The 13,864-nt window shown below is 66.8% G+C and carries 15 protein-coding genes; all 15 read left to right on the forward strand.

Going from position 1 to position 13,864, the window contains the following annotated elements:
* Positions 1-2 precede the first annotated feature (2 nt).
* The 15 genes from glmS (at position 3) to ABJF88_08190 (ending at position 13,727) form a co-directional block, all read left to right on the forward strand.
* Positions 3-1,838 (forward strand): glutamine--fructose-6-phosphate transaminase (isomerizing), encoded by a 1,836-nt coding sequence (glmS, locus tag ABJF88_08120; protein ID MEP0546882.1) that lies wholly within the window; start codon positions 3-5, stop codon positions 1,836-1,838.
* Positions 1,839-1,912: 74 nt separating this feature from the next.
* Entirely contained in the window at positions 1,913-2,992 is a 1,080-nt protein-coding gene (prfA, locus tag ABJF88_08125) for a peptide chain release factor 1 (protein ID MEP0546883.1), read from the forward strand.
* Positions 2,993-2,997: 5 nt separating this feature from the next.
* A complete protein-coding gene (locus tag ABJF88_08130; GenBank protein ID MEP0546884.1) occupies positions 2,998-3,714 on the forward strand; it encodes a hypothetical protein in 717 nt (238 codons plus the stop codon).
* A gap of 169 nt (positions 3,715-3,883) precedes the next feature.
* Entirely contained in the window at positions 3,884-4,264 is a 381-nt protein-coding gene (gene rpsF / locus ABJF88_08135) for a 30S ribosomal protein S6 (GenBank protein MEP0546885.1), read from the forward strand.
* Positions 4,265-4,317: 53 nt separating this feature from the next.
* A complete protein-coding gene (rpsR, locus tag ABJF88_08140) occupies positions 4,318-4,596 on the forward strand; it encodes a 30S ribosomal protein S18 (GenBank protein MEP0546886.1) in 279 nt (92 codons plus the stop codon).
* 72 nt (positions 4,597-4,668) lie between these two features.
* Entirely contained in the window at positions 4,669-5,130 is a 462-nt protein-coding gene (gene rplI, locus ABJF88_08145; GenBank protein MEP0546887.1) for a 50S ribosomal protein L9, read from the forward strand.
* A gap of 182 nt (positions 5,131-5,312) precedes the next feature.
* Positions 5,313-7,337 carry a cytochrome c biogenesis protein CcdA gene (locus tag ABJF88_08150; protein ID MEP0546888.1) on the forward strand — a complete coding sequence of 675 codons (2,025 nt, stop codon included), beginning with the start codon at positions 5,313-5,315 and terminating at the stop codon, positions 7,335-7,337.
* A gap of 144 nt (positions 7,338-7,481) precedes the next feature.
* Complete coding sequence (locus ABJF88_08155) at positions 7,482-7,985, forward strand: DUF6252 family protein (GenBank protein ID MEP0546889.1); 504 nt, start codon at positions 7,482-7,484, stop codon at positions 7,983-7,985.
* Positions 7,986-8,046: 61 nt separating this feature from the next.
* Positions 8,047-8,505 (forward strand): GNAT family N-acetyltransferase, encoded by a 459-nt coding sequence (locus ABJF88_08160; GenBank protein ID MEP0546890.1) that lies wholly within the window; start codon positions 8,047-8,049, stop codon positions 8,503-8,505.
* Positions 8,502-8,978 (forward strand): N-acetyltransferase, encoded by a 477-nt coding sequence (locus ABJF88_08165; protein MEP0546891.1) that lies wholly within the window; start codon positions 8,502-8,504, stop codon positions 8,976-8,978. Before ABJF88_08160 ends, ABJF88_08165 begins: the two co-directional genes overlap by 4 nt.
* A gap of 88 nt (positions 8,979-9,066) precedes the next feature.
* Positions 9,067-10,197: a 3-phosphoserine/phosphohydroxythreonine transaminase gene (gene serC / locus ABJF88_08170; GenBank protein MEP0546892.1), complete on the forward strand. Its 1,131-nt coding sequence runs from the start codon at positions 9,067-9,069 to the stop codon at positions 10,195-10,197.
* A 134-nt stretch (positions 10,198-10,331) separates the two neighbouring features.
* Entirely contained in the window at positions 10,332-11,465 is a 1,134-nt protein-coding gene (locus ABJF88_08175) for a Re/Si-specific NAD(P)(+) transhydrogenase subunit alpha (GenBank protein MEP0546893.1), read from the forward strand.
* An 82-nt stretch (positions 11,466-11,547) separates the two neighbouring features.
* Entirely contained in the window at positions 11,548-11,892 is a 345-nt protein-coding gene (locus ABJF88_08180; GenBank protein ID MEP0546894.1) for an NAD(P) transhydrogenase subunit alpha, read from the forward strand.
* A gap of 79 nt (positions 11,893-11,971) precedes the next feature.
* Entirely contained in the window at positions 11,972-13,447 is a 1,476-nt protein-coding gene (locus tag ABJF88_08185; protein MEP0546895.1) for an NAD(P)(+) transhydrogenase (Re/Si-specific) subunit beta, read from the forward strand.
* A gap of 25 nt (positions 13,448-13,472) precedes the next feature.
* Positions 13,473-13,727 (forward strand): hypothetical protein, encoded by a 255-nt coding sequence (locus ABJF88_08190; protein ID MEP0546896.1) that lies wholly within the window; start codon positions 13,473-13,475, stop codon positions 13,725-13,727.
* Positions 13,728-13,864: the final 137 nt, after the last annotated feature.

Consider the following 13,864-nt stretch of genomic DNA (forward strand, 5'->3'; position numbering starts at 1 on the left):
CTATGTGTGGAATTGTCGGCTACATCGGCCATCAACAAGCCAGTGACATCCTCGTCAGCGGGCTCCGTCGGCTCGAATACCGCGGCTACGACTCGGCCGGCGTCGCCGTCGTCAACGGCAACGTGAACGTGCGGAAGAAGGAGGGGAAGGTAGATGAGCTCGCCGGGCTCCTCGAGACCAGCCCGGTCTCCGGCACGATCGGGATGGGCCACACGCGGTGGGCCACGCACGGCGCCCCGAACGACGTGAACGCGCACCCGCACACCGCCGGCAACGGGCGCTTCGCGATCATCCACAACGGCATCATCGAGAACTACAGCGTCCTCAAAAAGCGATTGCTCGAGAAGGGGTACACGTTCGAGAGCGAGACCGACACCGAGGTCCTCGCGCACTTCATCGACGACGTGCAGAAGGAGGCCAACCTCGGGTTCGCCGAGGCCGTGCGGCAGGCGCTGACGCAGGTCGTCGGGGCGTACGGCATCGTCGCGGTGTCGAAGGACGACCCGGACCAGCTCGTCGTGGCGCGCAACGGGAGCCCGCTCCTGCTCGGCATCGGCGATGGGGAGTACTTCATCGGGAGCGACGCGAGCCCGTTCATCGAGTTCACGCGGAACGTGGTCTACCTCAACGACGGCGAGATCGCCGTCATCCGCCGCGACGGGTACGACGTGTACAAGATCGACGGCGCGCCGGTCTCGAAAGAGGTCCACGCGCTCGAATGGAACTTGGAGGAGATCGAGAAGGGCGGCTACGAGCACTTCATGCTCAAGGAGATCATGGAGCAGCCCGAGTCGCTCGAGAACGCGATGCGCGGCCGGCTCCTCGTCGACCGCAACCGGATCAAGCTCGGCGGGCTTGAGGACGTGCTCCCGCAACTCTCCGCGGCGGAACGCATCATCATCTGCGCGTGCGGCACGTCGTGGCACGCGGCGCTCGTGGGTGAGTACCTCCTCGAGAAGCACGCCCGCATCCCGGTCGAGGTCGAGTACGCCAGCGAATTCCGGTATCGCAACCCGATCCTGAAGGACGGCGACGTCGTCCTCGTCATCTCGCAGAGCGGGGAGACGGCCGATACCCTCGCCGCCGTGCGGCAGGCGCAGGAGGCCGGCATCCTCACCCTCGGCGTGTGCAACACGGTCGGCTCGACGATCGCTCGGGAGACCGACGCGGGCGTCTACCTCCACGCCGGGCCGGAGATCGGCGTGGCGAGCACGAAGGCGTTCACGGCGCAGGTGACGGTGCTTGCGATGATCGCTCTCCTCCTCGGGCGCGAGCGCGGCCTCGTCACCGACGAGACGATGCGCAACCACGTCGAAGCCCTCGCTGCCGTTCCCGACCAGATCCGCCGTGTGCTCGACACCGACGACAAGATTCAGCGGCTCGCGCGGGACTACCGCTTCGCCTCGAACTTCCTCTACCTCGGGCGTGGCTGCAACTTCCCCGTCGCGCTCGAAGGCGCGCTCAAGCTCAAGGAGATCTCGTACATCCACGCCGAGGGCTACCCCGCGGCCGAGATGAAGCACGGCCCGATCGCGCTCATCGACCAGTTCATGCCCGTCGTGTTCATCGCGATGAAGGACGCGACCTACGACAAGGTGGTCTCGAACATCGAGGAGGTCGTCGCACGCGGCGGCCAGGTCATCGCCATCACCGACGAGGACAACCGCGAGCTCGACGAGCTGTGCGAGTACGTGATCCACGTCCCCGTGACGGTCGAGTGCTTCGAGCCCCTCCTGACGGTGATCCCGCTTCAGCTCCTCTCGTATCACATCGCCGTGATGCGCGGGTGCGACGTGGACCAGCCGCGCAACCTCGCCAAGAGCGTGACCGTGGAGTAACTTCCGTCCGACACCGTTCCCACGTAGGGACGACGCATGCGTCGTCCCTACGTTCGTTTTATCTCCCCGCCGCTATGATCCCCGAACAGACCCTCCGCGACATCAAGCTCCGCCACGCCGAGATCGAGCAACTCATGGCGCAGCCGGAGGTCGCTACGGACTCGTCGCAGATGGAGAGCCTCGGCCGCGAGCACGCCGAACTGACGAGCATCGTCGCGTTGATCGATCGGTTCGCATCGCTTCAGCAGGAGCGGGACGACCTCGAGGGGATGGTGAAGAGCGAGACGGGGGAGATGGCCGAGCTCGCGGAGCTAGAGCTCGAAGGCGTCGAAGAGCGGCTGCCGAAGGTGGAGGAGGAACTCCGCCTCGCCCTCATCCCGAAGGACCCCGAGGACTCGAAAGACGCCATCCTCGAAATCCGCGCGGGCACTGGCGGCGACGAGGCCAGCCTCTTCACTGGCGACCTCTTCCGGCTCTACACCCGCTTCGCCGAGCGTCGCGGCTGGCGCGTCGAGGTGATGGACGCGACCGAAGGTGCGCAGGGCGGCTATAAGGACGTCACGCTCTCGCTCAAAGGCCCCGACGTATTCGGCACGATGAAGTGGGAGAGCGGGGTCCACCGCGTCCAGCGCGTGCCCGCCACCGAGAGCCAGGGCCGCATCCACACGAGCGCCGCCACCGTCGCCGTCCTCCCCGAAGCGGAGGAGGTGGATGTGACCGTCCACGCGAACGACCTCGAAATCGACGTGTATCGCTCCTCCGGTCCCGGCGGGCAGAGCGTGAACACGACCGACTCCGCCGTCCGCATCACCCACAAGCCGACGGGCCTTGTGGTGACGTGCCAGGACGAGAAGAGCCAGCACAAAAACAAGGACAAGGCGATGCGCGTCCTCCGCAGCCGCCTCTACCAGCTCGAGCTCGACAAGATCAACTCGGCGCGGAGCGAGCAGCGCCGCGCCCTCGTCGGCACCGGGGACCGCTCGGAGAAGATCCGCACGTACAACTACCCCCAGAGCCGCGTCACCGACCACCGGCTCACGGGCGACGACAAGAACCACCAGCTCGCGGGCGTGCTCGACGGCGACCTCGACCCAATCATCTCGGCGCTGCGGATGGCCGACAACGCCGAGCGCCTGAGCGGGCTGGAGGGTTAGATGAAATGGAAGAGCAGACCTTGAATCCTCAGAAGCTGGACAAGTGGCACCGATGGATGGGTAATGCCAACATTGATGGTTCAATCGAAAGTGAATTGACCAACCTAGCGGTAGTTCGTCTAGTGTTCAGTGGAGTCAAGGAAATGGTTCAGAGCAACAAGAAGGTTCAGCGTCATAGCGCCTTCCATAGTGTTTTTGCGGCGAACTATGCTCATTCTGTTCTGATGTACATCCGTCGACAAGTCAGGAGACATAGGGACAGTATTTCATTGATTGGTCTACTCGACGACTTGCTTGAGAATGCGGAGAGTATATCACGGGATTACCACGTTGGGTTTTACACACGCGACATTACTCGCCCTTCCCTTCTTGAGCATAAAAACAGAGTCGGCAATGGCACCTTCGATAGGTACTTCGCTGGAGAAGCTGGCAATCATTTGTGCTCTGGTATAGTCGCAGCGGACATAGCAATACTCGAAGGCGTCTTCGAACACAGCTCCAGCTTCGCAGATCGTCGTATTGCACACCTTGATAAACGCTCTCCTGATACCATTCCTACGTTCGGGGAGCTAGAATATTGGTGTGACACCTTGAACGAGACGTATTGGAAGTACCATCTATTGCTGACTGCAGCCGATCTCCAAATCACACCAATATTGAATCATAACTGGAAGGAGATTTTCCAACATGCATGGATTGCAGATGAGGAAGGCAATAGCTAGGCGGTCTTAGTCGAGATGACAAGGCGGCGCTTGGATGAAAGGCAACCCATCAACAATTAACAATTCCCGCCTCCGGCTCCGGCTTACCTTTCAGGCTCTTTACTCGCCCTGCCCCCGGCGTATCGACCGTGGGCATACGGCATTCACCGTATTCCAGAGGGAACCCCTTATGGCAACGAACGACCGGGCCATGTACGAGCTGATGTACGTGGTCAATACCGTGCTCAACGACGAGCAGATCAAGGACATCGTCGACCGCGTCACCGCGTTCATCCGTGAGAACGGCGGCGATATCATGGAAGTCGATGACCGGGGGAGCCAGCGGCTCGCCTACCCCATCGAGAAGAAGCGCAACGGGCACTACGTCGTCGCGTATTTCCGCGCCGAGGGCTCGTTCATCGCCCGCTTCGAGCGCGCGCTCCGCATCAACGACGACATCCTGCGCCACATCATCCTGCGCTACGACGCCAAGATGGAGCGGCACTACGACAAGCAGAAGAGCCAGCCCGCCGAAGCCGCTGAGGCTCCCGAGGCCGAGGCCGCCGCGTAACCCTTCTTCTCCCGCCGCGAGCACGCTTGTGCCCCGCGCAGACCCTACCGATCATGGCAAGAAACGACCGTAAGAAGCAGAACGAACCCATCGCCCGCGCCGCCGTCCCCGGCGCCAAGAGCCGCCCGGTGTGCCCCTTCCAGTCCGCTGGCATTGAGTACATCGACTACAAGGAGACCGAGACGCTCAAGCGCTACCTCAACGAGCAGGGCAAGCTGCTCCCGCGGCGCGTCACCGGCGTCTCGGCGAAGTCGCAGCGCCAGCTCACGACCGCCGTCAAGCGGGCGCGCCATATGGCGCTGCTGCCCTTCGTCGCGGAAAACATTAAATAAGTTTGAGGTCGTGGGTTATGGGTTCGGAGTGATCCGCTCAGGACCCATAACCCCAAACCCACTACCGAAACCATGAACGTTATTCTCACGCAGGACGTCGAAAACCTCGGGCAGAAGGGCACCGTCGTCTCCGTCAAGGGCGGATACGGGCGCAACTTCCTCATCCCGCGCGGCTTCGCCGTCGTCGCCAACTCCTCGAACGTGAAGCGCTACGAGGAGGAGACGCGCCAGCAGTCGCTCAAGCTCGACGCCGCCCGCAAAGACGCCGAGGCCCTCGCCAAGCGCGTCGACGCCATGGAGATCGTACTCCAGGCCCCGGTGGGCGAAGAGGACCGCATCTTCGGCACGATCACGACGCAGCAGATCGCCGAGGCCCTCGCTAAGAACGGCATCGAGGTGGACCGCCGCAAGATCTCGCTCGACTCCGACATCCGGACGACGGGCGACTACACGGCGACCGTCAAGCTCCACCCCGAGCACAGCGGCACGCTCAAGGTGCAGGTCGTGCCCGAGTCGCTGACGGAGTCGCTCTAGCAGCGGCGGCCGACGCGGTGCCATTTTAGCCGGCCCGCGTCCCGGCCGATCCTTCACGCAACACCCCCAGCGGGGCGTTCGTTGTTCCGGTGTGCCGGGGCCGAGCGCCCCGCTGTTTTTGTACGTGGGGCGCGTGCCGACGGCCCCGGCCGCTGAGTCTGCTCCCCGAGCTATCTTATTCCATGCGATTCTTCCTCGCCCTCTTCTTCGCCGTACTCATCGCGCCAGGCATGGCGTTGGGCCAGATCCCGGACGCCGACCCCGTCGTGTGGAGGGCGGGGGCGCAGCCGGTGAGCGCGGAGCCGGGCGGGACCGTGATCTTCACCCTCACCGGGGAGATCGGGCCGGGGTGGCGGATGTACGCCACGGACTCGCCCATCGGCAAGCCGCTCTCGGTCCGGTTTGAGGATGCCACCGGGTTGACGCCGCTCGGGCCGATTCAGCAGGAGCAGCCACGCGAGGGGTACGACGAGACGCTCGGGCGCGACTACACCTATTTCTCCGACCGCGTCCAGCTCTCACGTACCTATCGGGTGGCGGCGAACGCGGCGGCCGGTCATGCGCCCATCGCCGGGGCCGTCACGTACATGGTGTGCAACGACGAGATCTGCCTGCCGCCGACGCAGGCGTCCTTCGTTTCCAACGTCCGCATCCGCCCCGGGGCCACCCCACAGCCCGCAGCGCCGCCGCCCGCAGTCGAACCCTCCGCCCCCTCCGAAACCATTGCTGATCCCGCGTTGAGCGCCGCGACGGCCGAAGTGGAGCCCGCCGACTCCGTGGCGACGGCCGACGTTCCTGCAACGCTCGACGCCGAGCCGCCGGTGGAGACCCTTGGTGAAGAAGAGGAGGGCGGGCTGTGGGGGTTCCTGCTGCTCGCCGTCGGCGCGGGGCTCGTCGCCCTCCTGACCCCGTGCGTCTTCCCGATGATCCCGCTCACCGTCTCGTACTTCCTCCACCACGCGGGCGACCGGCGGAAGGCGGCGCGGATGGCTGGCGTCTACGGCCTCTCGATCGTCGGGCTCTTTACCGGGCTCGGCGTGGCGATGGCGCTCCTCGTCGGCGCGGCGGGGCCGCAGCTCATCGCGGCGAACCCCTTCGTGAACCTGTTCATCGGGCTCGTGCTCGTCGTCTTCGGGTTCTCGCTCCTCGGGTTCTACGAGCTGCGGATGCCGACGGCGTGGCTGAACTACTTCAACCGGCAGGGCGATGAGCGCGGCGGGGTCGTCGGCGTCGTGTTCATGGGGCTGACGCTCGTGCTCGTGTCGTTCTCGTGCACGGTGCCGTTCGTCGGCGGCCTCCTCGCGGCGGCGTCGCGTGGCGGATGGGCGTACCCGGTGCTCGGGATGGTCGTGTTCTCGAGTGTGTTCGCGCTGCCGTTCGTCCTCTTCGCCGTCTTCCCGAACGCGCTGCGCCGGCTGCCGAAGTCGGGTTCGTGGATGGGCGCGCTGAAGGGCGTCCTCGGCTTCATCGAGATCGCGGCGGCGCTGAAGTTCCTCTCCAACGCCGATCTCGTGTGGGGGACGGGCCTGCTTCCGCGCCCGCTCGCCGTCGCCCTCATCATCGTGATCTTCGCGCTCGCCGGGCTCTACCTCCTGCGCAAGCTGCCGCTCGGCGAGACCGCGTTCACCGCGCAGCCGGAGGGGATCGGCGGGCTCCGCCTGCTGACGGCGATCGTCTTTTTCGGCCTCGCGTTCTACTTCGTGCCCGGCCTGCTCGGCGCGCCGCTCGGCGGGTTCGATGCGTTCCTTCCTCCGCGCCGGGCGACGGACGTGAGTCTCCTCGCGGGGATGCAGTTCGACTCGCCGGAGCGGCGGGGCGAGCTCGCGTGGCATCAGAGCCGGGCCTCGGCCTTCGAGGAGGCGCAGCGCACGGGCCGCCCCGTGCTCATCGACTTCACGGGCTACACCTGCACGAACTGCCGCCACATGGAGGCGACGGTCCTCTCGAAGCCGGAGATCGCCGAGCGGATCGACCGCCACTTCGTCCCGCTCCAGCTCTGGACCGACGACGCCGAGACCGGCCCCGCGCTCCAGCGTTACCAGCTCGAACTGACCGGCCGCATCGCCCTCCCGACGTACGCCGTCGTACACCCCGACGGCCGCCTCCTCACTCAGCTCAGCGGCGTTACCTCGCAGGAGCGCTACGCCGCCTTCCTCGACGCTGCCACCGCCGCCTTCGAGCAGGCCGACGCCCTCGCGGCACGATAGCGCTCCGTCGAACACCGCTTCCGTCTGCGTCCTCCAGGTCGGGAGTGGACGGTGAAACGTCGCGGTGGCAGTTTACTATCGGGCGCGTTATGTTGGGCGCATTCTGCTCCCTCTGTCTAATTCCGCCCGGTCGGCGGTGACCCTATGCCCATCGTTCTGCTCCGCTCTGTCCTTCTCGTCACGCTTGCCCTCGCGCTCGGCGCGTGTGACCGCAGCGACCTCGGCGACGACGGCCCCCCGATCCCGTCCATGCCGAGTCCGCCCGTTGCGGCGAGCACCTGCTCGGCCTTCGTCGACGGCGTGCGGTTCAGCGCGGCCACGGCGAGTGCGAGCGCGGATCCGAGCGGCACGCTCGGCTTCTCCTGCGGGAGCGGCGCCGGCGGATTCCTCTTCAGCTTGCAGCCCGAAAGCGAGGGCGCCACTACGCTGCCCCTCGGCGTGCCGGGCAACCGGGCGCAGTACCGCGTCGGCGAGGACGTGACGGTCACGGTCGGTCTCCCCGGCGGCGAAGAGGTGGGGGAGGTGCGGCTGACGTCGTACACGTCCAGCCGGATCGTGGGGACGTTCCGATTCAACGCGCCCGGCTTCAGCCAAGGCGACCCGCTCATCCGCGTGACGGGCGGGGTGTTCAACATCGCGGTCAACTAAACGCTCCCGCTACCTGCCGTCCCTCGCTGGGGGCGACGGCGGGCGCGGGACCCCGCTGCCCATGACGATCCGACTGGTCCGGCCCGACGACCACGCCGCGTGGCTCCAGATGCGCCGCGCGCTCTGGCCCGACTGCGCCGACGAGATGCACGCCCTTGAGATCGAACTGTATCACCGCCAGCCAGACGACGTAGCCGTGTTCGTCGTGGACCCCGGCGGACCGACGCTGGGCGGGTTTATCGAAGTGTCGGTCCGGGCTCGGGTGGACGGGGCGACGTCGGATCGGGTCGGCTACGTCGAGGGGTGGTACGTCGCGCCCGAACTGCGCGGGCAGGGTGTGGGGCAGCGGCTGATGGCGGCGGCCGAGCGCTGGACCGTCGAGCGCGGGCTGACTGAACTCGGCAGCGACGTGGAACTCGACAACGAGGGGAGCCTGCGGGCGCACGAGGCGCTCGGGTTCGAGGAGACGTTCCGGCTCGTGCATTTCCTCAAGCGCGTCGGGCCGGAGCCGCGATCGTGACGGACGAGCGGAAAGCGCGGGGATTCGGGACGTACCGCGAGGCGACGGCGAACGACCTGCCGGTGCTCGCCGCGCTCGACCGGGACGTGTTCGGGCACGAGGCCTACCCGCCGTTCTTCTTCCGTCAGGCGCTCGACCTGTGGGGGCCGACCTTTCTCGTCGCAGAGACCGAGGCGCGGCCGGTGGCGGGCTACGCTCTCTCCGCTCCATCGGCATGCGACGGCGAAGCCTGCATCCTCTCGATGGCCACGCACCCGAGCTGCCGAGGACAGGGCCTCGCCACGGGCCTGCTCGGTGCGCTGCTCGACCGTCTCGATGCGGCGGGGACGGAGGTGGTGTGGCTCACCGTGCATCCTCAGAACGCCGGGGCGGTTCACCTCTACCGGGGAGCCGGGTTCGTCGCGGTTGCGGAGGAGGCCGCGTACTTTGGCCCCGGCGAGCCGCGCGTGCGCATGGAGCGCCGCCTCGGCTGAGGGACGCGAGGGGGCGGCGAATAGGAGTGACGGGCGGCTGTGTATATTTCGGCTTCCCCTCTCCGCAGACCTTTCCGCCCCGCCCGCCATGATGCAGCCCGCCGATCTCGCGTCCACCCCCGATGCCGCCGCCAAGCGGCTCCACAACTTCTCCGCCGGCCCCGGCACCCTCCCGCTCGCCGTGATGGAGGAGGTCCGGGCCGAGTTGCCGGTCTTCGGCGATCTCGGCTCGTCGATCATGGAGGTCAGCCACCGCTCGGCGGCCTACACGAAGGTGGACGAGGACGCGAAGCAGCACCTCCGCGACCTCCTCGGCCTCGGCGACGATTGGCACATCCTCTTCCTCCAGGGCGGCGCGTCGATGCAGTTCCACCAGGTCCCGCTCAACTTCCTCCCCGACGGCGGCGTGGCGGACTACCTCGTCACCGGGTCGTGGGCGAAGAAGGCGCTCAAAGAGGCCGTCATCGTCGGCGGCACCCGCAATGCGAAGGGGCGCAGCGCCGCGTCCAGCGAAGACGCGCAGTTTACGTACATCCCGAAGCGCGCAGATTGGGACCTCGATCCCGAGGCGGCCTACCTCCACTACACGTCGAACAACACGATCTACGGCACGCAGTTCGCCGACGAGCCGGACGTGGATGTGCCGCTCGTGTGCGACGCTTCGTCCGACTTCCTCAGCCGCCCGATGACGCTCGACCGCTACGGGCTGATCTACGCAGGCGCGCAGAAGAACATCGGCCCCGCCGGCGTTACCGTCGTCCTCATCAAAGACGACTTCCTCCAGCAGCGCCACAGTGGTCTGCCGACGATGCTCGACTACGGCACGCACGCGGCGAAGATGTTCAACACGCCGCCCGCCTTCGCCGTGTACATGGTCGAGAAGGTGCTCCGCTGGCTCAAGGACCTCGGCGGGCTCGACGCGATGGAGCAGCGGAACGACGCGAAAGCGGCGAGGCTCTACGGCGCGATCGACGCGACGGATTTTTACCGGGGCACGGCGCGCGAGGACTCGCGCTCGAAGATGAACGTCACCTTCCGGCTCGCCGACGAGAACCTGGAGCCGGTCTTCGTCGAGGAGGCGAAGAAAGAAGGACTCGTCGCGCTGAAGGGTTACCGCACCGTCGGTGGCATCCGCGCGTCGATCTACAACGCGTGCGAGCCGGAGTCGGTCGAAGCGCTCGTGCAGTTCATGCAGGCGTTCGAGCACAAACACGGCTGAGGAGGGATGGAGTAGCGGGGTAGGGGCGGCGCATACGTCGCCCCTACTCATGTGGAGGTCGGGCCGTTATCCGCCCGTTGCAGGATTGGTGGCTGCATCGTATCTATGCACAGGCCCACCAACCAATCCGAGCTATGGCTGTCATCGGCATTCCGCAGGAAACCGCTCCGGGCGAGGACCGGGTGGCGATCACCCCCGACATGGCCGGCCGGCTGAAGAAGGCCGGGTACGATGTCGCTGTCGAGCGGGGAGCGGGGGAGCGAGCGTACTTCCCCGATGCCGAGTACGAAGCGAGCGGGGCCCGGCTCGTCGGGCGGGACGAAGCGCTCGGCGCGGACCTCGTCGCCACGGTGCAGCCGCCGGAGGCGGAGTTGAGCAAGCTCCGCTCGGGGGCCGTCGTGATCGGGTTCCTGCAGCCGCTCGACCGGCCGGACCTCGCGTCGGCGCTCGCGGCGCAGGGGGTGACGGCGCTCTCGATGGAGATGGTGCCGCGCATTACGCGGGCGCAGAAGATGGACGCGCTCTCGGCGATGAGCACGGTTTCGGGCTACAAAGCCGTCTTGCTCGCTGCCGACACGCTGCCCAAGTTCTTCCCGCTCCTCACGACGGCCGCCGGGACGATACGCCCCGCCCAAGTCCTCGTGCTCGGCGCGGGCGTCGCCGGACTGCAAGCGCTCGCCACGGCGCGGCGACTCGGCGCGGTCACAAGCGCGTACGACGTACGTCCCGCCGCCCGCGAGCAGGTCGAGAGCGTTGGCGCGAAGTTCGTCGAACTCGAACTCGACACGAGCGATGCCGAGGACAAGCGCGGTTACGCGAAGGCGCTCAACGCCGACCAACAGGCGCAGCAGATCGAACTCCTCGCGCGGCACGTCGCCAAAGCTGACGTTGTGATCTCGACGGCGCTGATCCCCGGCCGCGCCGCGCCGGTCCTCATCACCGAAGCTGGCGTCGAAGGGATGAACTCCGGCGCCGTCATCATCGACCTCGCGGCGGCCAACGGCGGCAACTGCGCGCTCACGAAGCCCAACGAGCGCGTCGTCCGAAACGGCGTGCAGATCCTCGGCCCGACGAACCTTCCGGCGACGATGCCGCTGCACGCGAGCCAGATGTACGCCCGCACCCTCACCGCGCTCGTCACCGATTTCACCGAAGACGGTGCGTTCGTGCTCAACTTCGAGGACGAGATCATCCAGGGAGCCTGCGTCACCCACGGTGGTGACGTCGTGCACGAACGCGTGCGTGGCCTGCTGACGCCCTCCGCCTGACTCGCCCGGCCTGCTTTCCCCGTACAGACGCAGCATGCTGCGTCTCTACCCTCGCCTCATCGCACTCTCGATCCCGACTGAAATGGATATTGCCCTCATCGTCGTCTTCGTGCTCGCCGCCTTCGTCGGGATGGAGGTCATCTCGAAGGTGCCGGCGACGCTGCACACCCCACTCATGTCCGGCTCGAATGCCATCAGCGGCATCACGATCGTCGGCGCGCTCGTCGTCGCCGGGATGGTCGGGACGCCGTGGGCGAAGTGGATCGGGTTCGCCGCGCTCGTGATGGCGACGATCAACGTCGTCGGCGGCTTCCTCGTGACCGACCGGATGCTGCAGATGTTTAAAAAGAAAGACCGGAAGAAGCTGAAGGCGAACAAGCAGGCCGTCTCCGCGAACGGCGCGCCGCACGAAGCGGTGAAGGTGTGATCGTCCACGGCCGCCCCTGCGCGGCGTCCTCCCGTATCAACAAGGCATGTCGCGTCTCTACCCCGATCCCTGATCTCCGATGAAAGAAACGCTCATCACGCTCGCTTACCTCGTCGCGGCCTCGCTCTTCATCATCGGGCTCAAGCGGCTCTCGTCGCCCGCGACGGCGCGCGCAGGCAACCAACTCGCGGCCGTCGGGATGCTCCTCGCCGTCGTGGCGACGCTCTTCCTCGAATCGATCCTAAGCCCGATCGAGATGATCGGTGGGCTCGTGATCGGCGGGGCGATCGGGGTGTGGCTGGCGAAGAAGGTCGAGATGACGGGGATGCCGGAGCTGGTGGCGGCGTTCAACGGGTTCGGCGGGGCGGCGTCGGCGCTCGTGGCGGCGGCCGAGGTGGCGCGCTTCGCCGAGGTCGAGCCGCTGGGGCTCGCGGCGGCGCAGGTGATGCCCGCCGAGGTGATGGTGGCCCCGATCTCCGGCGTGTCGGCGCTCACGATCGCGCTCTCCGTGCTGATCGGTGCGGTGACGTTCTCGGGCAGCTTCGTCGCCTTCGGCAAGCTGAGCGGCCGCGTCAGCGGCAACCCGATCTCGTTCCCCGGCCTCCGCGTGATCTCGTTCGCCGTCGGTCTCGGCGTGATCGCCGCGACGGCGTGGATCGTGCTCGGCGCGGCCGACTTCCCGCTCGTCGAAGAGCCGGTCGTGTGGGGGCTCGTGATCCTCGGCGCACTCGCGCTCGTGCTCGGCGTCCTGCTCGTCGTCCCCATCGGTGGGGCGGACATGCCGGTCGTCGTCGCGCTCCTCAACTCGTACTCCGGGCTCGCGGCGAGCGCGGCGGGCTTCGTGCTCGGCAACTACGCGCTCATCATCAGCGGCGCGCTCGTCGGCGCGAGCGGGCTCATCCTCACGCGGATCATGTGCGACGCGATGAACCGCTCGCTCGCGAACGTCCTCCTCGGCGGCTTCGGCGGGGGCGACGGCGCTGCCGGGGCCGGTCCCGCGATGTCCACCGAAGGCCTGACCGTCCGCGAGACGACGCCCGACGACGCGGCGATCCTGATGAGCTACGCGCAGAAGGTCATCATCGTCCCCGGCTACGGCCTCGCTGTGGCGCAGGCGCAGCACCAGGTCCGCGAGATGGCCGACCTCCTCCAGAGCGAGGGCGTCGAGGTGAAGTACGCCATCCACCCCGTCGCCGGCCGGATGCCGGGCCACATGAACGTCCTGCTCGCCGAGGCAAACGTGCCCTACGACCAACTCTTCGACATGGACGACGTCAATGCCGACTTCGAGACGGCTGACGTCGCGCTCGTCGTCGGAGCGAACGACGTGGTGAACCCGGCGGCCCGCACCGATCAGAGTTCGCCGATCTACGGGATGCCGATCCTCAACGTGGACAAGGCGCAGAACGTGATTGTGCTCAAGCGGTCGATGCGCCCGGGCTACGCCGGCGTCGAGAACGCGCTGTTCTACGGCGACAGCACGCAGATGCTCTTCGGCGATGCGAAGGACTCCATCGGCGAGGTGATCTCCGAACTGAAGGCCCTGAAGTCGTGACCGTGTGAACCAACCGAGTCGAGCTATGACTACGCAATCCGCCCCTCCCCCGCGCCCCGGCTGGCAGCACCCGCTCCTCGTGCCGGGCGTGCTCATCGTGTTCTCGCTCCTCTTCCTCGTCTCCGGCGACGGGGCGTTCGCCTTCGCGTTCCTGCTCGGCGCCCTCGGCATGGCGATGTACCTCGTCGGCAAGGCGCGGCGCTGGAAAGGAGCACCCGAGGCCGGGATGATCGTCGGCGTCGTCGGCGCCATCATCGCGCTGTGGGCGCTCTTCAGCTAGAGCGTGTTATGAACTCAGGTAAGTCGAACCCAGCGAGCGCGTTCAGATCGCGTCCCTCCCCCTCGGAGGGGGAGGACAGGTGGGGGTCCGCCTCGCTCGACGCGACCGCATCGGGCTCCTCGAACGCTGCGGACCCC

This window comes from Rhodothermales bacterium (genome assembly GCA_039944855.1).
Taxonomy (GTDB): Bacteria; Bacteroidota; Rhodothermia; order Rhodothermales; family JANQRZ01; genus JBBSMX01.